Below are 26,063 nucleotides of genomic sequence, written 5' to 3'. Positions count from 1 at the left end.
TCTTACTGATCGATTTCATCATTAATATTTTAAATTTTTACCAAAATTAACTTGACTTAAAAATAAAATTAAGGTATATTAAAATCCAGGAGGAATACAACTGTATGATACGTATCGAAAACCTCAGTGTCTCCTACAAAGAAACGTTGGCACTTAAGGATATTTCACTAGTGCTCCAAGGACCAACGATTACCGGAATTATTGGTCCAAACGGCGCCGGGAAATCAACATTATTAAAAGGTATGCTGGGCATTATCCCACATGAAGGACATGCTTTTATCGAAGATAAAGAAATGAAAAAATCTCTTAAGAAAGTTGCCTATGTCGAGCAAAAAATTCATATCGACTACAACTTCCCTATCAAGGTAAAAGAGTGTGTCTCTCTGGGACTCTATCCATCCATTCCACTCTTTCACACTTTAAAAGCAAACCACTGGCAAAAGGTGGCTGAAGCACTAGAAATTGTTGGACTTTCTGACTACGCAGATCGTCAGATTAGTCAACTCTCTGGTGGCCAATTCCAGCGTGTCTTGATTGCCCGTTGTCTAGTTCAAGATGCTGATTATATTCTCTTAGACGAGCCCTTTGTGGGGATTGACTCTGTCAGTGAAGAGATCATCATGAACACGCTGAGAGAACTTAAAAAAGCTGGCAAGACTGTCCTTATCGTTCACCATGACCTCGGCAAGGTTGCCCATTATTTTGACCAGGTACTCCTTCTCAACAAGGAGCTAATTGCCTTTGGTCCAACAAAGGAGACCTTCACCCAAGCCAATCTCAAACAAGCTTATGGTGACCGACTCTTTTTCAATGGAGGTGACCTATGATTGCAGAATTTATAGATGGATTGCAGAACTTCCACTTTCTCCAAAATGCCTTGATTACAGCTGTTGTGATTGGTATTGTTGCTGGAGCGGTCGGATGCTTTATCATTCTCCGTGGTATGTCCCTTATGGGAGATGCTATCTCGCACGCTGTCTTACCAGGTGTAGCTCTTTCTTTTATTTTAGGAATTGACTTCTTTATTGGTGCTATCATCTTTGGACTGCTTGCCTCTGTCATCATCACCTACATCAAGGGGAACTCTATTATCAAGAGTGACACTGCCATTGGGATTACCTTTTCATCTTTATTGGCTCTGGGCATTATCTTGATTAGTGTGGCTAAAAGCTCGACTGACCTCTTCCATATTCTCTTTGGGAATATCTTAGCTGTGCAAGACATAGACATGTATATTACCATCGGTATGGGAGCTCTCATTCTATTGATTATCGGGATTTTCTTCAAGCAACTCTTGATTACATCCTTTGATGAACTCCTAGCCAAAGCTATGGGCATGCCAGTTAATTTCTACCACTATCTACTCATGATACTCTTGACTTTGGTGTCAGTGACTGCTATGCAAAGTGTCGGAACCATCCTTATCGTAGCCATGCTGATTACTCCAGCCGCGACAGCTTATCTTTACGCCAATAGTCTAAAGACCATGATTTTTCTTTCATCAGGCTTGGGAGCTCTAGCTTCTGTCTTGGGACTTTTTATCGGTTATAGCTTTAACCTGGCTGCAGGTTCAAGTATCGTGCTGACATCTGCAAGTTTCTTTCTCATCAGTTTCTTTATCGCACCAAAACAACGTTATCTGAAGCTGAAAAATAAAAAAATCAAACAATAATGAGGGAGCCCCTCTGGAGGAATATAATGAAAAAATTAGGTACATTGCTTGTTCTTTTTCTTGCTATCATTGGATTAGCTGCCTGTGCTAGCGGAAAAAAAGACACAGCATCTACAAACCAAAAACTAAAGGTTGTAGCAACTAACTCTATCATCGCTGATATTACTAAAAATATCGCAGGAGACAAGATTGATCTTCATAGTATCGTGCCTGTAGGACAAGATCCACACGAGTACGAGCCACTACCAGAAGACGTCAAGAAAACTTCGCAAGCCGACTTAATTTTCTACAATGGTATCAACCTTGAAACAGGTGGAAATGCCTGGTTTACAAAATTAGTTGAGAATGCTAAGAAAACTGAAAACAAAGACTACTTTGCAGTTAGTGAAGGCGTTGATGTCATCTACCTAGAAGGGGAAAATGAAAAAGGGAAAGAAGACCCACACGCTTGGCTCAATCTTGAAAATGGGATCATCTATGCTCAAAATATTGCTAAGCAACTCATCGCCAAAGACCCTAGCAACAAGGAATTCTACGAAAAGAATCTCAAAGAATACACTGAAAAACTAGACAAGCTTGACAAGGAAGCCAAAGAGAAATTTAACGCTATTGATGCGGACAAGAAACTCATCGTAACCAGCGAAGGATGCTTCAAATACTTCTCTAAAGCTTACGGTGTCCCAAGTGCCTACATCTGGGAAATCAATACTGAAGAAGAAGGAACACCTGACCAAATCAAGACTTTGGTTGAAAAACTTCGCCAAATGAAAGTTCCATCACTATTTGTTGAATCCAGTGTCGATGATCGTCCAATGAAGACTGTTTCACAAGACACAAATATTCCAATTTACGCACAAATCTTTACTGACTCAATCGCTGAAGAAGGTAAAGAAGGTGACAGCTACTACAACATGATGAAATACAACCTTGAAAAGATTGCTGAAGGATTGGCAAAATAAACATTTAAAAAACGTCATTCTCCTTGTATTGGCGTTTTTTGTCTAATCAATTTTCGGTCAAACTATTGGAAAAGTCTGAACGTTTAATGTAAAATGAAAGAAAAAAGATTGGAGTAGCTTATGACTACATTCCTTGGAAATCCTGTGACATTCACAGGAAAACAACTACAAGTAGGTGATAAGGCGCTTGACTTCTCGCTCACAACGACTGACCTCTCTAAAAAAACACTGGCTGACTTTGAAGGCAAGAAAAAGATCTTGAGTGTCATCCCTTCTATCGATACAGGCATCTGCTCGCTACAGACTCGTCGCTTTAACCAAGAATTGGCTAGCTTAGACAACACTGTTGTCCTAACGGTATCTATGGACCTCCCCTTCGCTCAAAAACGCTGGTGTGGTGCTGAGGGAATTGAGAATGCCATCATGCTTTCAGACTACTTCGACCACTCCTTTGGACGCGATTACGCCCTCTTAATCAATGAATGGCATCTGCTTGCACGCGCAGTTTTTGTTCTCGATACCGATAATACCATCCGCTACGTTGAATACGTAGACAATATCAACAGCGAACCAGACTTTGAAGCCGCTATTGCTGCTGCAAAAGAACTCAACTAAGTCAAGCTCTTGTAGCAAGAAGCTAGAGAAATCTAGCTTTTTTTGGTATACTAGATGGAGATAATAAACAAGGAAATGCGAATGACACCAAATAAAGAAGACTACTTAAAATGTATTTATGAGATTGGCATGGATGTTCCTAAGATTACAAATAAGGAAATTGCTGCTCGGATGCAGGTATCTCCTCCAGCTGTAACTGAAATGATTAAGCGCATGCAGTCTGAAAATCTCATCTTAAAAGATAAGAAAAAAGGATACTTGCTAACCAATATTGGTCTAACACTTGTATCAGAACTTTATCGTAAACATCGTCTGATTGAGGTTTTTCTGGTTCACCATCTAGACTATACCAGTGACCAAATTCATGAGGAAGCTGAAGTATTAGAACATACCGTTTCAGACTTTTTTGTAGAGAGATTAGAAAGTATGCTAGGTTTCCCAAAAACTTGCCCTCACGGTGGTACCATTCCTGCTAAGGGAGAGCTTTTGGTTGAAATCAACAACCTACCACTATCAGAAACCAAAGAAGCTGGAACCTATCTCCTAACTCGGGTTCACGATAGCTTTGATCTCCTAAAATATCTGGAAAAACATGCCATCAATATCGGAGACAAACTCCAAGTTCAACAGTTTGATGATTTCTCTAATACCTTTACTTTGATTCACAAGAATGAAGAACTCTTGGTAAGTCTAGAAATCGCCAAACAGCTCTATGTTGAAAAAATGAACTAAATACGTCACAAAAAAACCAAGCTAACAAGCATGGTTTTTCTTATCTATTTTTTGTATCAAGGATGATAGTTACCGGCCCATCATTGACCAGTTGAACCTGCATATCTGCTCCAAAGGCTCCTGTCTCAACAGGAACTTCCTTGGCTAGTTCCTTGTTAAAATCTTGATAGAAGGCCTCAGCCATATCTGGTTTAGCGGCGCCTGTAAAGGCTGGACGATTGCCTTTTTTGGTATCAGCAAACAGAGTGAATTGAGAGATGGAGAGAATTTCTCCTTGGATATCCTTAACAGATAGGTTCATCTTGCCTTCGTCATCCGAAAAGATCCGCATATTGACCAGTTTTCTAACTGCATACTCCAAATCCTCTTGCTGATCCTCAGGTCCAACACCCACTAGGAGCAAGAGGCCTTGTTTGATTTGAGCATGAATCTGCCCCTCAATAGAAACCTGAGCTTGCTTGACTCGCTGAACGATGATTTTCATAGAAATCCTTTCTGACTGTATCGAGCTAACTTAACCATTGGTCCGTTTGACTGAGTAGACTTCTGGTACACTCTTAATCTTATCAACTACCGTTGTCAACATTGAAAGGTTAGAAATTCCAAAGGATACATGGATATTGGCAAATTTCATGTCCTTGGTCGGTTGGGCATTAACCGAAGAAATATTCTTAGTTGTGTTTGATAGGACTTGCAAGATATCATTCAAAAGACCAGAACGGTTGAGTCCATAGATATCGATATGAGCCATATATTCCTTGGTTGAAAATTGGTCTTCCCATTCAACATCTAGCAGACGTTGCTCATAGTTTTCCTGTGAACGAAGGTTCATACAGTCCACACGGTGGATGGCAACTCCGCGACCTTTGGTAATATAACCAACGATATCATCTCCTGGAACAGGGTTACAACATTTGGCAATCCGGACCAAGAGCCCAGAAGCACCTTGGATGACAACTCCACCCTCATGCTTCACCTTAAGCGTGTCCTTGTTCTCTACCTTGACTTCGCCACCCTTGACCAGTTCTTCTGCTTCTGCCTTAGCCTTGGCACGTTCTTCTTCACGACGTTCTTTTTCCGTCAAACGGTTGAAGACGGTAATGGCTCCGATTTCTCCAAAACCAATGGCTGCAAAAAGGGCTTCTTCTGTCTTGTAGCTGGTTTTTTGAAGGACTTCATCCATGTGGCGCTTGTCCATAAATTTATTGGCCACATAGCCGTTTTCTTGGAGCTGACTAATCAGCATTTCACGGCCTTTATTGATGGACAATTCTTTATCTTGGTTTTTAAAGAATTGACGAATTTTGTTGCGAGCCTTACTGGTCTTAACCATGTTGAGCCAGTCGCGGCTTGGTCCAAATGAATTTGGATTGGTGATGATTTCAACCTGGTCCCCTGTTTTCAGCTTGGTAGTCAAGGGTACCATACGGCCATTGACCTTGGCACCAGTTGCTTTTTCCCCGATCTTGGTATGAATCTCATAGGCAAAGTCAATCGGTCCCGAATCCTTTGGAAGAGAACGAACCGCCCCATCTGGAGTAAAGACATAAATCTCTTCTGCCAGATAGTTTTCTTTGACAGTATCTACAAATTCCTTGGCATCATCCGCCTGGTCTTGGAGCTCCATCATCTCCTTGATCCAGTTCATCCCAATCGCAGATTCTTTACTATTAACTTGGCCTTTCATTCCTTTTTTGTAGGCCCAGTGAGCCGCAACCCCGTACTCAGCAACCTCGTGCATTTCCTTGGTACGAATCTGGAACTCGATCGGTCCTTTTGGTCCATAAACAGTCGTATGGATAGACTGGTAACCATTGGCCTTACGATTGGCAATATAATCCTTGAAACGGCCTGGCATTGGTTTCCATAGCTCATGAACGTAACCCAACATGGCATAGACATCGCTTTGAGTGTCTAAAATACAGCGAATGGCAATCAGGTCATAGATTTCCTCAAATCGTTTTTTCTTGTCCTGCATTTTACGGTAAATAGAGTAGATATGCTTAGGACGACCATAGATTTTTCCTGTAAGATTGCGCTCAGATGAATACTCCTCAAGTTTTGTCACAACTTCATCGACCAAGGCTTCACGTTCTTGACGTTTCTCCTTCATCATGTGAGTTATCTTGTAAAACTCTGTCGGATTGAGGTAACGGAAGGAAAGATCCTCTAGTTCCCACTTAACACTTGAAATCCCCAGACGGTGAGCAAGTGGTGCGTAGATTTCCATAGTTTCTCGGGAAATACGTTCTTGCTTGTCCTTACGAAGATGCGTGAGGGTACGCATATTGTGCAGGCGGTCAGAGAGTTTTACCAAGATAACGCGAATATCCTCTGACATGGCCATAAGCATCTTGCGGTGATTCTCAGCCAACTGCTCTTCTATAGACTTGTATTCGACCTTACCAAGCTTGGTAACACCGTCTACAATCACTCGAACATCATGGCCAAACTCGCGCTCTAAGTCATCCAAAGTAGCATCTGTGTCCTCTACCACGTCATGCAAAAAACCACAAGCAACAGTGACAGCGTCTAGCTTGAGCTTGGCTAAAATACCTGCTACCTGAATAGGGTGGATGATGTAAGGCTCACCTGATTTACGATACTGCCCACTATGACATTCTACAGCGTAAACCAAGGCCTTGTGTACAAAAGCCACATCTTCTTTCGATAAATATTGTTGCGTTAAAGCGACGACTTCATCGCCAGAATAAATTACTTCTTTTGGCATGCATACTCTCCAGTTCTTCCTACCATTTTAACACTTTTTAGTCAATAAGAAAACTAGTAAAGTCTCCTTCTATCCGAGTTTCTGAACTTTATAAAAAAACACTACTAGAAAAACTCTAGTAGTGTTGTTTTATTCAAATCTATCTTAGTAAACTGTCTTTTCAGTTTCTACGTCAAAGAAGTGAGCTTTGTTCAAGTCAAATCCAAGTTCCACAGTTGCACCAGCTTGCAAGTAGTCACGTGCGTCAACCTTAGCAACGAATTCATCTTTACCAACTTGGCAGTATAGGTGAGATTCTGAACCAAGCAATTCTGATACAGAGATAGTTGCTTTCACAACTGATTCTGGGAATGTTTCAAGGAAAGCAGGTTCTGCGTTCACGTCTTCTGGACGGATACCGAAGATCAATTCTTTACCTTCGTAACCTTTATCGCGAAGAACTTTCAAAGCACCTTCTGGAACTTTCAAGTTAAAGGCGTCACCAACGATGTGGTCACCGATCAATTTAACGTTGATGAAGTTCATAGCTGGGCTTCCGATGAATCCTGCTACGAATTTGTTAACTGGGTTTTTGTAAACTTCTTGAGGAGTACCGATTTGTTCAACACGTCCGATAGTACCAGTACCAGCAGGGTTTTTAGTAGCTGACATGATAACGATACGGTCTGCAAGTGTCATCGCTTCTGTTTGGTCGTGAGTTACGTAGATAGTTGTAGCTCCGATACGACGGTGGATTTTAGCGATTTCAGCACGCATAGATACACGAAGTTTTGCATCCAAGTTTGACAAAGGTTCGTCCATCAAGAATACTTTTGCATCACGGACGATCGCACGACCCATGGCAACACGTTGACGTTGACCACCTGAAAGGTCAGCTGGTTTACGATCCAAGAATTCTTTCAATCCAAGAATTTCTGCTGCTTCTTGTACACGTTTGTCGATGTCTTCTTTGCTGTATTTACGCAATTTCAAACCGAAAGCCATGTTATCGTACACAGTCATGTGTGGGTAAAGAGCGTAGTTTTGGAATACCATGGCGATGTCACGGTCTTTTGGAGCTACGTCATTGACAACAACGCCGTCGATAGATGCAGTACCTTCTGTGATGTCTTCAAGACCTGCAATCATACGGAGAGTAGTTGATTTACCACATCCTGAAGGTCCTACGAAAACGATAAATTCTTTGTCTTTGATGTCCAAGTTGAAGTCTTCAACTGAGTAGTGTTCGCTGTTTGGATATTTTTTGTAAATGTTTTTAAGATTTAATTCTACCATTTCGGTGAACTCCTTTAATTTTTGATAGTTTTATTATAAATGAAAACGCTTTACATTTCTATGGCAAGGTGACCAAAAAAATAAAAAAGTTCTGTGCAACTTGCACAAAACTTTAAATAATATCTGGTAAAATCAACTGATAACACAAGGTCAAGTCAGTCAATTCTTTCAACTGAAGCCCTGTCAATTCTTCCCATTTATCAATCTTGTATTGGAGAGAATTGCGGTGTAGATAGAGTTGCTGGGCTGTTTTAGTCAGGACTGCACTGTTTTCCCATAGAGAGAGAATGATTTCCTGAATCTGATCCTGATCCAAAATCATTTGGTGTAGATATTCTTTGATAAGACCTAAATCCACCATTCTTTCACCCATACTCCAAAGGTAGAGCTGAGAAAAAGTATGGAATCCTTGGTGACCTTGACGCCACCAGTTTTTAAACAAGTCACGTTCTGCTTTGATGAGATCTGTCAAACTCTGATTTCCTGTTTGTGACCATACCTGACCAAGCATGATGGACAAACGCACCCCAAAGTCGTATTCTACAGCTTCCAAGGTATCTGTCAAGATTGAGCGAACCGAGGTATACTTGTCCTGCTGGAGAACAAAAAGGTAATCCTGAGCTCCAACCTGAAGCACTGTCTCGCAATTAGGAAAGAGGGTTCTCATCATATCCAACCAAGAAGTCAAGTTTTCCTGTTGGTAATAGGAAAGATGACAATAGACAACTTGTAGCTTTTTAAAGCTCTGCGGTGCTTGTCCCTTGCCTTCAATCAAATAGCTATACCATGGATTGAGAGAGATGGTTTGTTCCTGCTGGGTTAAGAGAGCCACCAACTGTTTCTCACGTTCACTAAGTCCAGCTTCTTCCAGTAAAACCCACTGTTGGGAGGAAACTGGTAGCGTAAGAAAACCTTCCTTATCAATTGGCTGGTCTACGATTTGAGCTTGTGGAAACCAATCTAGTAGTTCTTTTGCAATCATTTCCTAGCCCTCCACTTTTTGGATACACCAAGAAATCAAGGTTTCTAGGCGCTCCACATTTTCAGTCATATGAAGATAACCCATAACCGCTTCAAAACCTGTAGACATACGATAGGTAACTACATCTGCGTTCTTTGCCTTGGTATGACTATTGGTATTGCGACCACGTTTATAGATTTCTTCTTCCTTTTCCGTTAGGACTTCTTCTTCCAGCATGAGGGAAATCAAACGTGCCTGAGCCTTGGCCGACACATACTTGGTTGCCTCTTGGTGGAGTTTGTTGGGCTTGGTCATACCTTTAAGGATGAGGTGACGGCGAATATACATAGAGTATACTGCATCTCCTTCAAAGGCTAGAGCAATCCCGTTAATGAGATTGACATCAATCACGTGTCCACCTCACTCCATCCTTGGTATCCAGTAGCTTAATTCCTTGAGCAGCTAGTTGGTCACGGATTTGGTCAGCTGTCGCAAAATCACGATTGGCACGCGCTTCTTGACGTTTTTGAATCAAGGCTTCAATCTCTTCATCCAAAACTTCCTCGACAAAGACAATACCAAAGACCTCTAACATAGCCATAAGAGCTTCCTTAACCGATGCATCATAGTTGCCTGAATTGATCCACTTGGCCATTTCAAAGACGACTGTGATACCATTTGCTGTATTGAAATCTTCATCCATGGCAGCTACGAACTTATCTTTAAAAACTTGCAACTCCCCCGCATCTACAGTTCCAGTAAATGGTTGCTCATAAGTGTTCTTGAGATACTTGAGATTGGTCTCGGCATCACGCACAGCCTTTTCCGTAAAGTTGATAGGTTTGCGGTAATGCTGAGTCGCAAAGAAGAAACGAAGCACTTGGCCATCAATGGTCTTGAGGGCATCATGTACTGTGATGAAATTCCCCAAGGACTTAGACATCTTGACATTGTCGATATTGACAAAGCCATTGTGCATCCAGTAGTTAGCAAAGGTCTTACCTGTCTTGGCTTCTGACTGGGCAATTTCGTTGGTGTGGTGTGGAAACTCAAGGTCAGCTCCACCACCGTGAATATCGATAGTATCACCCAAAATCTCCGTTGACATAACCGAACATTCGATATGCCAGCCTGGACGACCAGGACCCCAAGGGCTTTCCCAAGAAATCTCACCTGGTTTAGCAGATTTCCAAAGAGCAAAATCTACCGGATTTTCCTTGCGAGCTGTTTCTTCGTCTGTCCGACCTGAAGCTCCTAGCTCCAAGTCTTCTAGGGTTTTATTGGCTAACTTAGCATAGTTGTGGGATTTTTCCACACGGAAGTAAACATCCCCTTGACTCTCATAGGCATAGCCTTTTTCAATCAAGTCAGAGACAAATCGGATGATATCAGCCATAAACTCGACTACACGAGGATGACGAGTCGCAGGCTTAACACCAAGAGCCGTCACGTCTTCACGGAAGGCAGCGATGTACTTATCCGCGACTTCTTGAGGTGTGATGCCTTCTTCCTTAGCACGGTTGATAATCTTATCATCCACATCCGTGAAGTTAGAAATATAGGCAACCTCATAGCTACGGTACTCAAAGTAGCGACGAATCGTGTCAAAAGCTACTGTCGAACGGGCATTCCCTACGTGAATGTAGTTGTATACAGTTGGCCCACAGACATACATCTTAACCTTGCCGTCCTCGATTGGGACAAAATCTCGCAAATCACGAGACATGGTGTCATAGATTTTAATCACTCACTGACTCCTTTCTGTGTCTTGTTTATCGTAAAGAGTTGTTTCAATCCAACTCTCTAGCAATTACTAATGCTATCTCAAAGAAAGTCATAGCATCTGCTTTTCTTTCTTCGTATCTTGCATCCCACTCATGATTATGATGGTCAACATAATCAGCTGTATAAAAAAATTGATAAACTTTTGCTTGTCGAAATTGTGCCCAAGCCATGATTGCTGAGGCTTCCATATCTACAACAGTCGCACCTGCTGCAAGTCTACGTTTGACCTTATCAGCTGTTTCACGATAGAAAGCATCTGTGGTCCAAGCCTTTGTTCGAATGTGCTCAATATCAGATTTGTTTAAAGCTTCTTCTATGGTTAAGAGTAGAGTTTCATCATAAGCTATTTCATCACTTGCAGGAGCGTAATGGTAACTTGTACCTTCATCACGTAGAGCTGAACTTGGTAGGATAATCTTATCTGCCTGAATAGACTTATCTAGAACTCCGCAAGAACCCAAAACAATAAAGTTCTTAAATCCTCTTGCTTTGAGTTCTTCTAAGAGTCCAACAACCATCGGGGCTCCAATCGTAGCTATAGCAACTGCTACCTTACTCCCATCTTTTTCATAGATATACCATGGAAATCTACCATTTAGATTGGTTAGATAGCCACCTTCGTAAACATCTTCAAACTGCTTTACTCGTTCAACGATTTCTCCATTAAAAGATAAAATAATCGTATCACAGATTTCTCCGCCACCACGAATACTTCGATCAGTTGGTTCTATAACAGCAGGTACATTTTCGAATTCTTCTAATAGCATCGGCCTAACCTCCTAATTAAAGAGTCACTTCTCATTACAAACCAGACGACCTGTGACTGGCTTCTCTAGCATGCTCAAGTTTATTGACGTAGTATTCACGTTTTTCTTCGACTTCGTGAATGGTTGGTTCATCCTTTTGCCCGTGAACTCGGACAATCTTAGCAGGAATGCCGACAACCGTCACATCACTAGGAACATCTGCTACAACAACCGCAGCGGCACCGACTTTGGCATTTTCACCGATTTCTACAGGTCCGATAACTTGGGCATGAGCAGAGATAAGAGCTCCTTTACGAACGGTCGGATGGCGTTTGCCACTATCCTTACCTGTCCCACCGAGAGTCACTCCGTGGTAGAGAAGAACACCTTTTTCAACGATAGCTGTCTCCCCAATCACAAGTCCTGCTCCATGGTCAATAAAGACACCTGATTCGATCTGAGCACCAGGGTGAATCTCTATCTGCGTCCAAAAACGCCAAAACTGGCTGTGCATACGAGCTAAAAGCTTAAAGCCATGTTTCCAGAGAAAATGAGAGAGACGGTGAGCAGCCAAGGCTTTGACACCCGGATAGGTCAGCAAGACTTCCAAGGTAGTGCGAGCCGCTGGATCATTTTCTTTTACGATATCAATGGTTTCACGCCACCATCCCATACATTTCTCCTTTCTTATTCTGAGTCTTTTGGTGTTTCTGTAGTTTCTTTCTTAGGTTTGTGGTCCTTGTGGTGGTGACGAGGACGATCGCCATGACGATGACCTTTATCCCCTTTTTCTTCTGAACGTTCAGGTTTTGGCGGACGTGGCAAGAGTGCCTTCATAGAAGCATCTACACGACCTTTTTCATCGATCTTAATAACCTTCACATCTACAAAATCACCAATTTGAACTAAATCTTCTACATTATTAGTACGAGTCCAAGCCATTTCAGAGATGTGTACGAGGGCATCTGTCTTGTCAAAGAGGTTGACAAAGGCACCAAATTTCTCGATACGAACAACTTTGGCATGGTAGACTTCGTCCACTTTGGCTTCACGAACCAAACCAGCAATGATTTCTTTAGCACGGTTGATGGCATCTTGGTCGCTAGAGTAGATAGATACGTTACCTTCTTCGTCGATATCAATCTTAACGCCCGTTTCAGCGATGATCTTATCGATGGTTTCTCCACCTTTACCGATGACAATCTTGATCTTATCCACATCAATCTTGATGGTATCAATTTTCGGTGCAGTTGGAGCCAATTCTGGACGAACTTCTGGAATAGTTGCTTCGATCACATCAAGGATTTCAAAACGAGCTTTCTTGGCTTGAGCAAGAGCTTCTGTCAAGATTTCTGCAGTAATCCCTTGAATCTTGATATCCATTTGAAGGGCTGTAATCCCATCACGAGTACCTGCAACCTTAAAGTCCATGTCTCCAAAGTGGTCTTCCAAACCTTGGATATCTGTCAATACTGTATAGTTGTTACCATCTGAGATGAGACCCATAGCAATCCCTGCTACTGGTGCCTTGATTGGCACACCACCAGCCATAAGGGCAAGAGTGCCGGCACAGATAGAGGCTTGAGATGAAGAACCGTTTGATTCCAAGACTTCTGCTACTAGGCGGATAGCGTATGGGAATTCTTCCAAGCTTGGCAATACTTGAGCAAGAGCACGCTCACCAAGAGCACCGTGACCAATTTCACGACGACCTGGTGCACCGTAACGTCCAGTTTCCCCTACAGAGTATTGTGGGAAGTTATAGTGGTGCATAAAGCGTTTCTTGTACTCTGGATCCAAACCATCGATGATTTGAGTTTCACCCATTGGCGCCAAAGTCAAGATAGAAAGAGCCTGAGTTTGTCCACGAGTAAAGAGACCTGAACCGTGCACACGGGGAACGAAGTCAACAACCGCATCCAAAGGACGGATTTCATCGACCTTACGACCATCAGGACGAACCTTGTCTTCTGTGATCAAACGGCGCACTTCTGCGTGTTCCATTTGTTCCAAGATTTCAGCCACATCACGCATGATACGGTCAAATTCTTCGTGGTCTGCATATTTTTCTTCGTAGACTGCTGTTACTTGGTCTTTTACTGCTTGAGTTGCAGCTTCACGAGCCAATTTTTCTTCTACTTGGACCGCTTTTTGAAGGTCGCTGTTGTAGGCTGCGATGATTTCAGCTTGCAAGTCAGCATCGACATGAAGCAATTCAACTTCTGCTTTTTCTTTACCAACTGCTGCAACGATTTCTTCTTGGAAGGCAATCAATTCTTTAACAGCTTCGTGTCCTTTAAGAAGAGCTTCCAACATGATTTCTTCTGATAATTCTTTGGCACCAGACTCTACCATGTTGATAGCGTGCTTAGTACCTGCTACTGTCAATTCAAGAAGCGATTGCTCTGCTTGTTCTTGAGTTGGGTTGATGATGATTTCACCATCTACATAACCTACTTGTACCCCAGCGATTGGTCCGTCAAATGGAATATCTGAGATAGACAAGGCCAATGATGAACCAAACATAGCTGCCATTGGTGCAGATGCATTTTCATCGTAAGAAAGAACTGTATTGATGACTTGTACTTCATTACGGAAACCTTCCGCAAACATGGGACGAATTGGACGGTCAATCAAACGGGCAGTCAAAGTCGCGTCTGTCGAAGGACGTCCTTCACGTTTCATAAAGCCACCTGGAAACTTCCCAGCTGCGTACATTTTTTCTTCGTAGTTAACTTGGAGTGGGAAGAAATCCCCAGTTGCCATCTTCTTAGACATAACGGCAGCAGTCAAGACAGTTGACTCACCGTAACGAACGACAACAGAGCCATTTGCTTGCTTAGCAACCTGACCAGTCTCTACGATCAACTCACGACCCGCAAAAGTCGTTTGAAACACTTGTTTTGTCATTTTAATCCCCTTTGGATTGATAAAATTATACGCCTTGCCTACAAAAATCAAGATACTAAGCCGTTAAGCAACTCAAAGGAAAATAGGAAATCGAACGACGGAGCGAATGCTCCTAGGTAGATTTATCTTTTTCCACAGAGTTGTAGGCGTGTTCAATTACTCATGATATTTTGGACATTTAGAGTTGAGTTTTTGCAACCTTAATAACCTAAATACCCTCATCTTTGTATCAAGTACGTACAGAGTCTATTTTATCATATTTTTCTTAAAAAGTACGGTCTTTTCTATAAAAAAGGAACCATTCTGCTATGAAAAGAAGAATGGTTTGCTTTTGATTATTTTAAGGTTGGTGATTGAACAAGGCATGGGTTGCTTGGTGGATGTACTGAGCAGTGTCTGCATTGTTCATGGTGTAGAGATGCACGCCTGCTACGTCTTGCGTTACCAAGTCAACGATTTGGTCTACGGCATAGGCAAGTCCTGCTGCTCTGAGTGACTCAGGGTCATTCTCATACTTGTCCAAGATAGCCTTAAATTTACGTGGGAGATGGATATTCTCACAAGTCTTCAAGAGACGAAGCGCTTGGTTACGATTGAGGATTGGCATAATCCCTGCATGAATAGGAACATCAATCCCTGCCAAGGTACACTTGTCTTGGAAATCGTAGAAACGCTCATTGTCAAAGAATAGCTGAGTGACAAGACTTGAACAGCCTGCATCCACTTTTTTCTTGAGATTTTGGATATCTGAGATTTGGTTTGGCGAATCCGGGTGCCCTTCTGGGTAACAAGCTCCAATAATATCAAAGTGTGGCGCCTGTTCAGTGATAAACTCAATCAAGTCTGTGGCGTAACGGAAATCCTTCTGTGGCTCAACACCTGGAATGATATCCCCACGAAGAGCCAAGATTTTCTGAACACCAACTTTATCCAAATCCGCAATGGTCTCAGCCACCTTATCCTTAGTCAAATAGATAGCTGGCAAGTGAGCAATGGTTGGGATCTCCAAGTCATTTTGGATATAGTCTGCCAAACGAACCGTCGTCTCTTTGATATTAAATTTATTATTACTAGCAGTTACACTGATGAAGTGTGGTGCCAAGCCCTGCATGTCTTTCAGGGCTGCAATAATTTTGTCATTGCCTACTTCTGGGTTTGGAGGGAAAACTTCAAATGAGAGGGACGGTGTTTGACGTGACATATGTATGAACCTTTTCTAGTTGATTTCTTACTGATCAACCGTGTAGAGAGAATTGTCTTTTCTTACAATTTCTCACGTGCAGCTTTCGCAGCGTCTACAAGGCGGATCAAGCTTTCTTTCGTTTCTGGGATACCACGTGTTTTCAAACCACAGTCAGGGTTGATCCATACTTTCTTGCTTGGTACTTTGGCAAGGATGGCTTCGATGGTGTGGTCGATTTCGCCTTCGTTAGGCACACGAGGAGAGTGGATATCGTAAACTCCAGGACCCACTTCTGTCTGGAAGTTTTGAGCTTTGAGTTCGTCCAAGATTTCAAGATTTGAACGGCTAGCTTCAAATGAGATAACGTCTGCATCCATGTTGTCGATAGCTGGGATGATATCTGTAAATTCTGAGTAACACATGTGAGTGTGGATTTGTGTATCTGGTGCTACTGTTGAGTGTACCAAGCGGAAGGCTGGAATAGCCCAGTCAAGGTAGTCTTCGTACCAGTCGCTACGACGGAGTGGCAATTTCTCACGAAGAGCAGCCTCGTCGATTTGGATGATTTTCACGCCTGCAGCTTCAAGGTCAAGAACTTCATCCTTGATTGCAAGAGCGATTTGAAGAGTAGAATCCTTGATAGAGATGTCTTCACGTGGGAATGACCAGTTAAGGATGGTAACAGGTCCAGTCAACATACCTTTAACAGGTTTATCAGTACGGCTTTGTGCATAGCTAGACCATTTTACAGTGATTGGGTTGAGACGAGTCACATCTCCCCAGATGATTGGTGGTTTAACCCCACGCATACCGTATGATTGTACCCAACCATTCTTAGAGAAGAGGTAACCTGACAAGTTTTGACCGAAGTACTCAACCATGTCATTACGTTCGAATTCACCGTGTACAAGCACGTCAAATCCAACTTCTTCTTGCCATTTGATCCATTCGTCGATAGTTTCAGCAAGGAAGGCATCGTATTCTTCTTGTGACAATTCAGCCTTACGGAAGGCCAAACGTTTAGCACGAACTTCCTTAGTTTGAGGGAATGAACCGATTGTTGTTGTTGGAAGAGCTGGAAGTTTGAAGGCATCTTCTTGGATAGCTTCACGTTCAGCAAAGGCTGGCAAACGAGTGTAGTCTGCGTCTGTCAATCCAGCGATACGAGCACGAAGTTCAGCATTTTTACCAACACGTTCAGTCGCAAAGAGTTCTTTGTTTGCTGCAAGAGCTTCTGCCCCTTGACCGTTGCGGATAGCATCCAAGTCACGGATTTCATCCAATTTTTCAACTGCAAATGCAAAATGGTTCAAGATAGCTGGTTCAAATTCTTCGTTAGCAGTTGTAAATGGCACATGAAGAAGTGAGCATGAGCTTGTCAAAACAATGTTTTCAGCAGGGATTTGCTCAAGAACAGCCAAGCTCTTTTCGTAGTTGTTACGCCAGATGTTCTTACCATTGACAATACCTGCATAAAGAGTCTTGTCAGCTGGGAATCCACCTTTAACGAGTTCAAGAGTTTTCTTACCTTCAACGAAGTCAAGACCGATCGCATCTACTGGCAATTTCACAAGGTCAGCGTAAACGTCACGAACGTCACCGAAGTATGTTTGAAGCAAGACTTCAAGGCCTTTCTTGTCAGCCAACAATTTGTTGTAAAGGTTCAAGAAGAGAGCTTTTTCTTCTTCTGTCAAATCTTTGACAAGAGCAGCTTCATCGAGTTGGATACGAGTTGCACCAAGTTCAGCCAATTTAGCAAAAACATCTTGGTAAGCAGCTACTAAGCTATCTACGAAGTCTTCTGCTTTCACGCCTTCTTCATAGTCTGACAATTGAAGGAAAGTGAATGGACCTACAAGGACAGGACGAGTGTTAAGACCAAGTTCTTTAGCTTCTTGGAACTCATCAAAGATCTTGTGACCTGCTAATTTTACTTGAGTGTCTTTTTCAAATTTAGGAACGATGTAGTGATAGTTGGTGTTGAACCATTTCTTCATCGGAAGGGCACGAACATCCCCTTTTTCCCCTTGGTAACCACGTCCTAATGCAAAGTAACGTTCAAGATCAGACAATTCCAAGTTTTGAACAGATGCAGGAACTACGTTGAAAAGGAAAGCAGCATCTAGGAAGTTGTCATAGTGAGAAAAGTCATTTGATGGGATTTCAGTGATGCCTTTTTCTTTGACGATATTCCAGTGTTTAGCGCGCAATTCTTTAGCAGCAGCCAAGAGTTCTTCTTCTGAGATTTCTTTTCTAAAGTATTTTTCAGTTGTAAATTTTAATTCGCGGAATTCACCCAAACGAGGGAAACCGATAATTGTAGTTGACATGTTTTGTCCTCCAAAAATTGTTGTTGAAACTATCTTAACAGAAAAGAAACTGTCTGTATAATTGTAAAAAATTAGGCTTTGATATAGTTTGAAACTATATCTCGATTTAAAAGACAAAAAAAGATTTGGAGAAGATTCCCCAAATCCTTTGATAGATAAAGATTAGTAGGCTTTCAAGGTTGCTGTGTTCTGCGCAAAAAAATATTGAATTGAAAGCTACCTATGGCTTGGTATTAGAAAAGACTATAGGTTGATCCCCTTTTCACGGAGATTAGCCAGACACTCCTCATAGTAGGCATGGTCATGCTCGCTATAGATAGGACTGTTCAGCTTTTCCTCTGCTAAGTCTTGATAAGGAGGGCAGGTCTTGCCCCGGTAGTTCTTGTCCAGCCACTCCGGACTGACATTGTAGCCACGACGCTCCATCTCCCCCATGATCAAGTCATGATAGGCATAGAGACGATAGGGCGAGTGGGTAAAAACATAGTCCACCGTCGCATGTTTTCTGCCCCAACCATTGCCACGAAGGGCACAGCACTCTCGATGCTGCCCCAAGAGCTGAGGACGGGGAAGCTGTGAAATCAAAGCCTCATGCCAAAGTCTCATGGGAGTCTCCTTCCAGCAAGGTAGAATGTTGCAGATATGCATTTGGGTATCGTTCAAGCAAATCTTTCGTCTGAGCAATCAAGTCTTCCTTGGAAGCTTGACCAAAGCGGTAGCGATCCAACAAGAGCATATAATCTCTGCGCTCGTTAAGGCTGGCTTGCTTTTTAAAATAGCCCCAAATATGCTGAAAAGCGTTGCAAACCTGACCCCTGTGTTCTGGAATCTGGCAGGCACGGTCAATCATCTCTTGAACCTGACTCAGCTCCACCACTTCTTGCTTGAGATACTGGCGAATGTCCTTGTAAATATTGCTGGAATGGCTCAAAACAAGGTACTTATTTTCCGCCCAGAGTTGCTGACAAAGGGCACGTTGGCTGTTGTTTTCCATATTTCTCCTAACTTTCTACTAGTTCCCAGGAAATACGGAAACAAAGTTATATCTATAAAATGAGCGAATTATGAGCGGAATATGAGCGAATAAATAGTGTTTTTTGTAGTTCCTGATTTTTCTAATAAACCTTGATTTACAAATAGTTGGAGATAACGACGCATGGTTGCCGCACTTAAACCTGTTAGTTCTTGTGCAATTGCATTTGTTATCTGATAATGCTCTATAAGATAAGACTCTATTTTTTCAAAAATAGCTAACTCACGTGGTTTCAAAAGCACTTTAACCGACTTGTTCCTACTATCAATTTTTTGCTGACCATAATCAAGCAAGGTTTCTAAAATCGCTTCAAGCATAAATTGGATAAATCTAGTAGAATCATTGGCTTCATTACTCTCTGTTAAGGCTTGGTAATATCCTGACTGATGTCGGTAAATAACAGACTCGACAGGAAGCCACTCAAATAACGGATTCCATCTACTCAAAATTAGGCTTTGCCACATCCGACCCATACGACCGTTCCCATCCTCAAAAGGATGAATAATTTCTAACTCAAAATGCACGATACAAGATTTGACAATATCAGATATATGGCTGGACTCAGCCCAAGCAAATAAATCCGATACCAGATTAGGAACAAACTGGGGTCTCGCTCCAAGGTGAACAACTTTCCCTGCTCCATCAAAAACACCAACATCTCCTAATCGAAATTGTCCTGGATGCTTGACCAAATCCTGGGTCAACAATCGATGAGCTAATAAAAAATCATCTATACTATATGGATTTAAGCGAAAAACCTTCTCATAAGCTTCATAAGCATTTTGGACCTCATGGATATCCTTAAGAGGGCCTAAAACTCTTTTTCCCTCTATAACATCTGTCACCTGCTCCAAAGAAAGACTATTATTCTCAATGGCAAGGGAAGACTGGATGGAGCGAATCCGATTTTCCTTGCGTAGGTGTAATTCCCTCGTTTCGAAAGAAAGCTGAGTCGCCAACTCAGAAATCTTCTGCACGAGATTCAATATTTCTTCTGTTATTTTATAGTTGGGGGTCATGCTCTTCCTTTCTAAGTAAATCTTCAAGTAAAATCTTTACATTCTATCTATTCTACCACATTAAACTAGTTAGGATTCCCTGTCAATTGTCGTTTCTTACAAAGCTATAAAACCTGTTGGAATAGATATAGACTCTAGCAGAAATTTATTTTCCAAACATGCAAATCTCTTTTAGTTTAGATTCCTCTACTCCACCTTCACCTGTCCATTCATCAGCATTGGCAAGAGCCAATCGCGCAGTTGGGTGAGTTCTTGGTTTTGTTGTTGATTGATGATTATATTCTTTAATATATTTTCAAACCTTTCAAAAATTGGAGATAAATACTTCTCTTTAGGTAGAATAACATTGATTGCTTTTAAGTCTTTATCACTTAAATGACCTACTGTTGTTCTTGAGACTGATTTTTCTCTCAATTTGATAAAAGGTTCAATCTGATATTTAAGTACCATATTAGGTAATTTATCACTATTTACTTTTACAACTCGTTGATTAAGATAACAATCCTCTTTAATCCAATAATTCATATGGAAATTCCCATCCATACCAATTAAAACATCACCAACATTAATTTTATATTTATCTTCTACTTCTTCTGTAGAATAATTAGTGGTATCATTTCCAAGAATGTCTCTAATTCTAATCACCGGAACACCTTCGCCGGTACTATTAAAATAATCAGTACTAAAAGGATAGCCATACTGAACTTCTGCGACATTAAAAAGATTCTCAACTCCCCACCCCTCTGGGATTTCGCGTTTGAGTTCTGGGTTATAGACCATCTTTCCGCCTGATGATTTGTAGGGTTTGCCATTCTGGTCTGGGAAATCAAACTGCACAAACCAGTAGTCATAGAGGGTCTTTGCCATGGCTTCCAACTCTTGGTTGATTTGGTTGTTGATTTGGATTTTTTGGTCAATATTTTTTAAAACAGATGATATCTTAATTTGATTATCTAAACTAATATTCTTAATTACAAAATCATTAAGAATTTTCATTGTAAGAAATTTTGTCTGCGAACCCTGAGCCTTTTTTGAAAAAGATAAAAGATTCATTTTTAAATAATAATAGATATAATCTATATTAAAGTTATTTTTTGCTGTAATGACATAAGTTCGTTGATAAGCATCAAATTTCCCTGTATATCTTTGACAGTGAAACTTTCCAGAGGCATTATTACCAGCAAGAAGAATAACATCATCATCAAAACTGTAAGTATTGATAGATAAGGGATTAGGTGCACAAGTAAAAAATGGATACTTTCCCCCATTAACCATCGCATTCGAATCTAATTTCCCAGTCGTAATTTCACAAGTCTTTAATAAACTAACAAACTCACTCATACTTAATCCCCTTCATTTGCTCTTCAATCTCCTGCTCCAGTGCATGCGATTGCTGGAAGAGGTCAGAGAGTTTGTTTTGAAAGGCGGTCATTTTGGCGTCAAACTCTTCTGCTGTGATATCTACATAGTCAATCTTGATGTCAAAGTATTGGCCTGCGCTGAGAGAGTAGTTTTTCTCCTTGATGTCCTCATAAGAGACGGTGACAGAAAAGTCCTCGACGGCTTCTTTCTTGATAAAGGTCTCGACGATCTTCTGCTCTTCTTCAGGAGAAAGGACAGTCTTTTGGTTCTTGCCTTCCTTGACCTTAGTTCCGAGGTTTGAGGCGTCGATCAGGACGACATCCCCCTTGTTTTTCTTATCGATAAAGAGAATAGAGACGTTGGTACCTGTCGTCGCAAAGATATTGGACGGCATGGAAACGACACCTGCCAGCATTTGGTTGTCCACCAAGTGTTGGCGGATGGTCTTGTCAATCCCTGACTGGGCTGTGATAAAACCTGTCGGCAAGACAACAGCTGCTTGACCATCTGGCTTCAAGGAGTAGATGATATGCTGGACAAAGAGCTCATAAATCGCCATCTTGTCCTTAGACTTAGCTGGAACCTTTGGCACACCTGCAAAGAAGCGTTCACTAGCCTCTGGCAAGGTCTCCACTTGGTCACGCCACTCTGAAAAGTCCAGCTTGAAAGGAGGGTTGGACACGATATAGTCCATCTTTTCAGAATGACGGTTGGCGATGATAGTATTTCCCTGTACGATATTGTGAATGGAGTGTTGAAGGCCATTCAAGATCAGATTGAGACGGAGGAGATTCGATGATTTTTGCGAGATATCCTGACTATAGACAGTGGTCTTGTCTACACCGATACGACTAGCCAAGTTCATAAGCAAGGTTCCAGAACCAGCTGATGGGTCATAGATGCGCACGTTTTGAGGCTTATCATCTCCCACCAAGATATCCGCGATAATCTTAGCCACAGAGTGAGGCGTGTAGTACTCAGCATACTTGCCACCACCATCTTTGTTGTAGTCCTTGATCATGTACTCAAAGAGGGTTGAGAAAAAGTCAAAACCTTGTGAAAAAATGCTCTCATCAAACTTAACGCGTGCAAGAAGATTGATGATGGCCTTTGCGACTTCATTACGCTTACTGCTATCTGAGATGGTATCCGTAATCAAACGTTCATCAAAAAGACGAATGGCAGTATCCCCATCCGTATGCACTGAGAAGATATCGTTATTGTCAATAGCGATTTGGTTGAGTGTGTTCTCAAAAGTTTCGTAGAAACTCGACTCATTTTGCTGACGGTGGAGGGTCTCGATCAACTGGTTAGGCTTGAGCCAAGCCGTGCTAGTACCAATATCCTCCAAAAGCCAGTCATAATCTTCCTCACTCATAGCCAACAAGTTTTCATAGGTGTTGGATTCATCTAGGACCTTGGCTTGATACAAAAACTTGTCGTTTAAAAATTTGTAGAGGAAGGACTGGGTGAGGAGTTTGTATTCACCCGCTTCTCCTCCTAATCCCGCGTGGGTAAAGACGGCTTTCAAATCATCTACCAAGCCTTGGACTTGGACTTTGTATGTTTCATTCATTAGTGTTGGTATTCCTCTTCATATCCTTCAAATAGTGACTCGACGATATAATTAAAATCCTCTCTTGTCAAACTACTTGCAGATTGGTTGGTTTTCATTTCAATCCGAGCTTCTTCTCGAATCATCTTCTTAAGAAAGTCCTCATTATCGAGCACTCCTTGGTTTTGACCGATTTTACGGTCTAGTCTGACTTTAGAACCCTTGATGACATGGTAAATAGCAGGAAACTCGCTGACCATAGTCGAGTTAGTCACGTGTTTGTAGGAACGAGCTGCCATCTCATCTCCATTAAAGTTCATGGTTAGGCGTCTCATACGAGTATGATAGTCCTCCACGGACTTAAAGAGTTCTTCATAGTCTTTTTGGGTTTCTTTGATATTCTCCATGGTGAAGCCTTCTTGGCCATGGATCAGGTGTTTTTTCATGATGCGCTGGAATTCTTCGTAGAGAGAGACCCACTCAGGATCTTTCTCATCACGTTGGTTCTTAATACCACTTGCAACTCGACGTTTCAAGTCTTCCAGGTCATTGGCTGCTAGACGAAGTTCTTCTTCTGCAATCTTGACAAAGCTAAAGCTAGTTTCAGACATGGCAAGATTTAAGAGAGTCCTACTGGAGAAATCGTCTGGTTTATCGATCAGAGATAGCGTCAGCATCCGTCTAGAGAGGACATTGAGCAGGGTTGCAATCTGAGCAATGTCAATCTGCTGGAGTAGGTGTTGGTAGCCGAGGAGACGGGCGATATTATAGTACTGCTTGATAGACTCCAAGGCCTTACGAAGATCGATTAACTGCTTCTTATCCTTGATGTCGTTGATGGCTTGGGAGAAGTACTCTAGATTGTCCGTTGGATAGTCGATGAGGATATGCTCGGTCTTGCTCAACTCTTGCGAAATCTCATCTGCTGACACAAAGAGAGAACCAAAAACATCCTCGCCATTTTCTCCTGTTAGCGCCGTATCATATTCTTGATTGAGCTCTTCCAGATAGGCACGATTGGTCTTGTCAAACTCCTTGGAAATATCCGCAAAGTCAATGACATAGCCAAAGAGGTAGTCCTTGTAAGGACGATTGACACGGGTTAGTGTTTGCAAAAGATTGTGAGCCTTGATCTTGCGCCCTAGGTAGAGGCGTTTTAGACGAGGTGCATCAAAACCTGTCAGGAGCATAGAGTAGACGATGATAAGGTCAATCTTACCTTCCTTGTAGGCATCTACCTTGTCCTTCTTCTCTTCCTTGTCTCCCTCATCATGGAGGATGAGAGCGGAAGTCAAGGTGGTTGAGCCTGCTTGACGTCGTTCTTCTAATTGCTTTTCAAGCTCACGCGCCTGCTTGGACGAATCACAGACAATCATACCACCGATGGTCTGATCATCAAAGACCAGATCACGAGCACGATTAAAGTCCTCGATGATAAAGTCCAACATAGGCTCAACATAATGCGGATGGGCAAAGATATCTTCCTTGGACAAGCCTCCACGTTGAATTTCTTCGTTGATAGATCTAAGATTATCTTTATACGAAGTCTCGATATCTTCTCGCATCAAGCGAAGGGTAAAGCCGTCATCGATAGACTGGTTGTAGTAATATTTGTGGATATAGTCCCCAAAGATATCACGTGTAGTCGCATGACTTTCCTTGGTCTTGCCATCTTTCTTATAGGTGATCAATGGCGTTCCAGTCAAGGCAATCTTAATAGCTTTGGTATCTGCCTGATAGAGATTTGGCAGGTAGGAACCACGTTCATTGTATGAACGGTGGGCTTCATCGATAAAGTAAATATTTTGACGATTGAGATCATAGCCAGAACGGTCGGTCAGGTCTGAATCATCCTTAAACTTCTGGATATTAACAACAGCCACATCATATCCGTCTTGTTTTTGATTGAGTTCTTGAGGATTGTTGATGCGCTTAACCTTGAGACCACGTTTGGTAAATTCCTTAAAGGCTTGGTCTGCCAAGTCCAGACGATCGACGACAAAGTAAAACTGAGGGACGATTCCCTGTTTTGAGAAATAGTCGGTCAGATAGCGGATATTGAAGAAAGCCAAGGCAGTCTTACCTGAACCTTGGGTATGCCAGATAACCCCTTTCTTAACACCTTTTGCAATTGTTTCTTCGATAGCACGTGTTGCAAAATACTGAGGATAGCGCATGACGTGCTTCTGCAGTTGCATCTGACCGTCCTTACTCTCTTCTTCTACATAGACAAGACCAAAACGAAGCATAAAGAGCAAGCGTTCCTTCTGGTACAAAGAAGACAAAAAGGTATTGCAAGGTGTATCAGGTTTTAGGTTTGTTGTAAACTCTGGCTGGGACTTGAGGGCAAAGCGCTTCATGTCTTCTAGGACAAAGTCGATTTGGTCCTCGGTTAGAGGGGAAAGGGAATGAAGGAAATCTTCTTCTCTTTCTTCCTTGAAAGCATTAAATTTAGTTTTTGAATAGGCGTTTGAACCGTAATAAGAACCCTGTTTTTGCTGACCTTGTCCACTGATATACGCTAAGTTATCAGATAAGGATATCAACTGGGTGATATTGTTAAAACGACGGAACTTACGATTTTCAAAACGGTATCTGGTTCTGTCCTGCTCTGACTGAATTCCAGTCTTGCCATCACGAATCGCATTTGGCTGTTTCACTTCGATATAAGAAAGAGGCAGACCATTGACAAAAATAACGATATCCGGACGAAATTCATCCTGACCATTTTGACAAGTAACTTCAAGCGCCAGATGGAAGGTATTAGCTTCAGGATGCTCCCAGTCAATATAAATGGCATCTTCCTGACCTTGCAGACTTTTAAAGAAAGAACGCCCCAAGTCGTTTTGATCCAGTTCCAACTTGATATTGGCCAGTTCTCTCTCAAAGTCATACTCTGTCAAGTAGTTGTTAAATTTTAAAAATTGCTCCTTAAAAACAGATACAAGTATGTTGGTATCTGGATCTCTTTCTGCAATCTCCTTCCCATTGCGAGGAAGATAGGTATAGCCCATACGCATGAGATGCAAGGCTGCTGGGATTTGAACCCTGGTTAGTTCAGAAAAATCTTTTCTCTTTGCCATAAAACTTCCTTTTGCTAGTCAGAACTGTCTATTTTTACTAACAATATCTTTCAGACTATCTCTCCAATTTATCGAATTCTTAATTATCTATTATTATATCATATCCCAGACA

At 41.9% G+C, this 26,063-nt stretch carries 22 protein-coding genes; 5 read left to right on the top strand and 17 right to left on the bottom strand.

Annotated features, from left to right (window positions below):
- Positions 1-104: 104 nt before the first annotated feature.
- The 5 genes from K1I61_RS00540 to K1I61_RS00520 all read left to right on the top strand — a co-directional run bounded on the left by K1I61_RS00540 (position 105) and on the right by K1I61_RS00520 (position 3,978).
- A complete protein-coding gene (locus K1I61_RS00540) occupies positions 105-827 on the top strand; it encodes a metal ABC transporter ATP-binding protein (protein WP_006152594.1) in 723 nt (240 codons plus the stop codon).
- A complete protein-coding gene (locus tag K1I61_RS00535; protein WP_004251242.1) occupies positions 824-1,672 on the top strand; it encodes a metal ABC transporter permease in 849 nt (282 codons plus the stop codon). The genes K1I61_RS00540 and K1I61_RS00535 overlap by 4 nt, the downstream gene beginning before the upstream one ends.
- Positions 1,673-1,698: 26 nt before the next feature.
- Positions 1,699-2,631 carry a metal ABC transporter substrate-binding protein gene (locus tag K1I61_RS00530; protein ID WP_036754875.1) on the top strand — a complete coding sequence of 311 codons (933 nt, stop codon included), beginning with the start codon at positions 1,699-1,701 and terminating at the stop codon, positions 2,629-2,631.
- Positions 2,632-2,751: 120 nt separating this feature from the next.
- The gene (gene tpx, locus K1I61_RS00525) at positions 2,752-3,246 is read left to right on the top strand and encodes a thiol peroxidase (protein WP_000206542.1); all 495 of its coding nucleotides are present in this window, start codon (positions 2,752-2,754) and stop codon (positions 3,244-3,246) included.
- 81 nt (positions 3,247-3,327) lie between these two features.
- On the top strand, positions 3,328-3,978 hold the full coding sequence (locus K1I61_RS00520) for a metal-dependent transcriptional regulator (protein WP_223332643.1): 651 nt from the start codon (positions 3,328-3,330) through the stop codon (positions 3,976-3,978).
- A 40-nt stretch (positions 3,979-4,018) separates the two neighbouring features.
- On the opposite strand, the gene dtd is transcribed toward K1I61_RS00520, so the two are convergent.
- From dtd to K1I61_RS00435, 17 genes are all read right to left on the bottom strand, one after another.
- Positions 4,019-4,462 carry a D-aminoacyl-tRNA deacylase gene (gene dtd, locus K1I61_RS00515; protein WP_223332641.1) on the bottom strand — a complete coding sequence of 148 codons (444 nt, stop codon included), beginning with the start codon at positions 4,460-4,462 and terminating at the stop codon, positions 4,019-4,021.
- A gap of 30 nt (positions 4,463-4,492) precedes the next feature.
- Entirely contained in the window at positions 4,493-6,709 is a 2,217-nt protein-coding gene (locus tag K1I61_RS00510; protein WP_223332639.1) for a RelA/SpoT family protein, read from the bottom strand.
- Between the two features lie 144 nt (positions 6,710-6,853).
- Positions 6,854-7,984 (bottom strand): ABC transporter ATP-binding protein, encoded by a 1,131-nt coding sequence (locus tag K1I61_RS00505; RefSeq protein ID WP_004251267.1) that lies wholly within the window; start codon positions 7,982-7,984, stop codon positions 6,854-6,856.
- A gap of 112 nt (positions 7,985-8,096) precedes the next feature.
- Entirely contained in the window at positions 8,097-8,966 is an 870-nt protein-coding gene (locus K1I61_RS00500; protein WP_223332637.1) for a helix-turn-helix domain-containing protein, read from the bottom strand.
- 3 nt (positions 8,967-8,969) lie between these two features.
- A complete protein-coding gene (locus tag K1I61_RS00495) occupies positions 8,970-9,356 on the bottom strand; it encodes a Mini-ribonuclease 3 (RefSeq protein WP_004251273.1) in 387 nt (128 codons plus the stop codon).
- Positions 9,349-10,692, bottom strand: a complete 1,344-nt coding sequence (gene cysS / locus K1I61_RS00490; RefSeq protein ID WP_223332635.1) for a cysteine--tRNA ligase — start codon at positions 10,690-10,692, stop codon at positions 9,349-9,351. The genes K1I61_RS00495 and cysS overlap by 8 nt, the downstream gene beginning before the upstream one ends.
- A gap of 43 nt (positions 10,693-10,735) precedes the next feature.
- Positions 10,736-11,497, bottom strand: a complete 762-nt coding sequence (locus K1I61_RS00485) for a nucleoside phosphorylase (RefSeq protein ID WP_223332633.1) — start codon at positions 11,495-11,497, stop codon at positions 10,736-10,738.
- Between the two features lie 34 nt (positions 11,498-11,531).
- Positions 11,532-12,149 carry a serine O-acetyltransferase gene (gene cysE, locus K1I61_RS00480; RefSeq protein WP_004251281.1) on the bottom strand — a complete coding sequence of 206 codons (618 nt, stop codon included), beginning with the start codon at positions 12,147-12,149 and terminating at the stop codon, positions 11,532-11,534.
- 14 nt (positions 12,150-12,163) lie between these two features.
- A complete protein-coding gene (gene pnp / locus K1I61_RS00475) occupies positions 12,164-14,386 on the bottom strand; it encodes a polyribonucleotide nucleotidyltransferase (protein WP_223332630.1) in 2,223 nt (740 codons plus the stop codon).
- Between the two features lie 340 nt (positions 14,387-14,726).
- Complete coding sequence (gene metF, locus K1I61_RS00470) at positions 14,727-15,587, bottom strand: methylenetetrahydrofolate reductase [NAD(P)H] (protein WP_036753042.1); 861 nt, start codon at positions 15,585-15,587, stop codon at positions 14,727-14,729.
- 62 nt (positions 15,588-15,649) lie between these two features.
- Positions 15,650-17,899 carry a 5-methyltetrahydropteroyltriglutamate--homocysteine S-methyltransferase gene (metE, locus tag K1I61_RS00465; RefSeq protein WP_223332628.1) on the bottom strand — a complete coding sequence of 750 codons (2,250 nt, stop codon included), beginning with the start codon at positions 17,897-17,899 and terminating at the stop codon, positions 15,650-15,652.
- A gap of 243 nt (positions 17,900-18,142) precedes the next feature.
- Positions 18,143-18,505, bottom strand: a complete 363-nt coding sequence (locus K1I61_RS00460) for a TIGR02328 family protein (RefSeq protein ID WP_223332626.1) — start codon at positions 18,503-18,505, stop codon at positions 18,143-18,145.
- Positions 18,489-18,893 carry a YbgA family protein gene (locus K1I61_RS00455; RefSeq protein WP_223332625.1) on the bottom strand — a complete coding sequence of 135 codons (405 nt, stop codon included), beginning with the start codon at positions 18,891-18,893 and terminating at the stop codon, positions 18,489-18,491. The genes K1I61_RS00460 and K1I61_RS00455 overlap by 17 nt, the downstream gene beginning before the upstream one ends.
- A gap of 68 nt (positions 18,894-18,961) precedes the next feature.
- Positions 18,962-19,951: a Fic family protein gene (locus K1I61_RS00450; RefSeq protein WP_223332623.1), complete on the bottom strand. Its 990-nt coding sequence runs from the start codon at positions 19,949-19,951 to the stop codon at positions 18,962-18,964.
- Between the two features lie 186 nt (positions 19,952-20,137).
- Positions 20,138-21,292 carry a restriction endonuclease subunit S gene (locus K1I61_RS00445; RefSeq protein WP_223332622.1) on the bottom strand — a complete coding sequence of 385 codons (1,155 nt, stop codon included), beginning with the start codon at positions 21,290-21,292 and terminating at the stop codon, positions 20,138-20,140.
- Positions 21,285-22,889 (bottom strand): HsdM family class I SAM-dependent methyltransferase, encoded by a 1,605-nt coding sequence (locus K1I61_RS00440; RefSeq protein WP_223332621.1) that lies wholly within the window; start codon positions 22,887-22,889, stop codon positions 21,285-21,287. Before K1I61_RS00440 ends, K1I61_RS00445 begins: the two co-directional genes overlap by 8 nt.
- The gene (locus K1I61_RS00435) at positions 22,889-25,951 is read right to left on the bottom strand and encodes a type I restriction endonuclease (RefSeq protein WP_223332620.1); all 3,063 of its coding nucleotides are present in this window, start codon (positions 25,949-25,951) and stop codon (positions 22,889-22,891) included. The genes K1I61_RS00440 and K1I61_RS00435 overlap by 1 nt, the downstream gene beginning before the upstream one ends.
- Positions 25,952-26,063 lie beyond the last annotated feature (112 nt).

The organism is Streptococcus infantis (assembly GCF_019929665.1).
Classification (GTDB): Bacteria; Bacillota; Bacilli; order Lactobacillales; family Streptococcaceae; genus Streptococcus; species Streptococcus infantis_H.
This window is presented reverse-complemented; position numbering and strand designations above follow the sequence as displayed.

Excerpts from the sequence above, each read along its gene's own strand:
- K1I61_RS00440 (WP_223332621.1), bottom strand. The coding sequence starts at position 22,889 with ATGAATGAAACATACAAAGTCCAAGTCCAAGGCTTGGTAGATGATTTG.
- metF (WP_036753042.1), bottom strand. The coding sequence starts at position 15,587 with ATGTCACGTCAAACACCGTCCCTCTCATTTGAAGTTTTCCCTCCAAAC.
- dtd (WP_223332641.1), bottom strand. The coding sequence starts at position 4,462 with ATGAAAATCATCGTTCAGCGAGTCAAGCAAGCTCAGGTTTCTATTGAG.
- tpx (WP_000206542.1), top strand. The coding sequence starts at position 2,752 with ATGACTACATTCCTTGGAAATCCTGTGACATTCACAGGAAAACAACTA.
- K1I61_RS00455 (WP_223332625.1), bottom strand. The coding sequence starts at position 18,893 with ATGGAAAACAACAGCCAACGTGCCCTTTGTCAGCAACTCTGGGCGGAA.
- K1I61_RS00500 (WP_223332637.1), bottom strand. The coding sequence starts at position 8,966 with ATGATTGCAAAAGAACTACTAGATTGGTTTCCACAAGCTCAAATCGTA.
- K1I61_RS00510 (WP_223332639.1), bottom strand. The coding sequence starts at position 6,709 with ATGCCAAAAGAAGTAATTTATTCTGGCGATGAAGTCGTCGCTTTAACG.
- K1I61_RS00485 (WP_223332633.1), bottom strand. The coding sequence starts at position 11,497 with ATGCTATTAGAAGAATTCGAAAATGTACCTGCTGTTATAGAACCAACT.
- K1I61_RS00435 (WP_223332620.1), bottom strand. The coding sequence starts at position 25,951 with ATGGCAAAGAGAAAAGATTTTTCTGAACTAACCAGGGTTCAAATCCCA.
- K1I61_RS00460 (WP_223332626.1), bottom strand. The coding sequence starts at position 18,505 with ATGAGACTTTGGCATGAGGCTTTGATTTCACAGCTTCCCCGTCCTCAG.
- cysE (WP_004251281.1), bottom strand. The coding sequence starts at position 12,149 with ATGGGATGGTGGCGTGAAACCATTGATATCGTAAAAGAAAATGATCCA.
- K1I61_RS00505 (WP_004251267.1), bottom strand. The coding sequence starts at position 7,984 with ATGGTAGAATTAAATCTTAAAAACATTTACAAAAAATATCCAAACAGC.
- metE (WP_223332628.1), bottom strand. The coding sequence starts at position 17,899 with ATGTCAACTACAATTATCGGTTTCCCTCGTTTGGGTGAATTCCGCGAA.
- K1I61_RS00445 (WP_223332622.1), bottom strand. The coding sequence starts at position 21,292 with ATGAGTGAGTTTGTTAGTTTATTAAAGACTTGTGAAATTACGACTGGG.
- K1I61_RS00450 (WP_223332623.1), bottom strand. The coding sequence starts at position 19,951 with ATGACCCCCAACTATAAAATAACAGAAGAAATATTGAATCTCGTGCAG.
- K1I61_RS00530 (WP_036754875.1), top strand. The coding sequence starts at position 1,699 with ATGAAAAAATTAGGTACATTGCTTGTTCTTTTTCTTGCTATCATTGGA.
- K1I61_RS00520 (WP_223332643.1), top strand. The coding sequence starts at position 3,328 with ATGACACCAAATAAAGAAGACTACTTAAAATGTATTTATGAGATTGGC.
- K1I61_RS00535 (WP_004251242.1), top strand. The coding sequence starts at position 824 with ATGATTGCAGAATTTATAGATGGATTGCAGAACTTCCACTTTCTCCAA.
- K1I61_RS00540 (WP_006152594.1), top strand. The coding sequence starts at position 105 with ATGATACGTATCGAAAACCTCAGTGTCTCCTACAAAGAAACGTTGGCA.
- pnp (WP_223332630.1), bottom strand. The coding sequence starts at position 14,386 with ATGACAAAACAAGTGTTTCAAACGACTTTTGCGGGTCGTGAGTTGATC.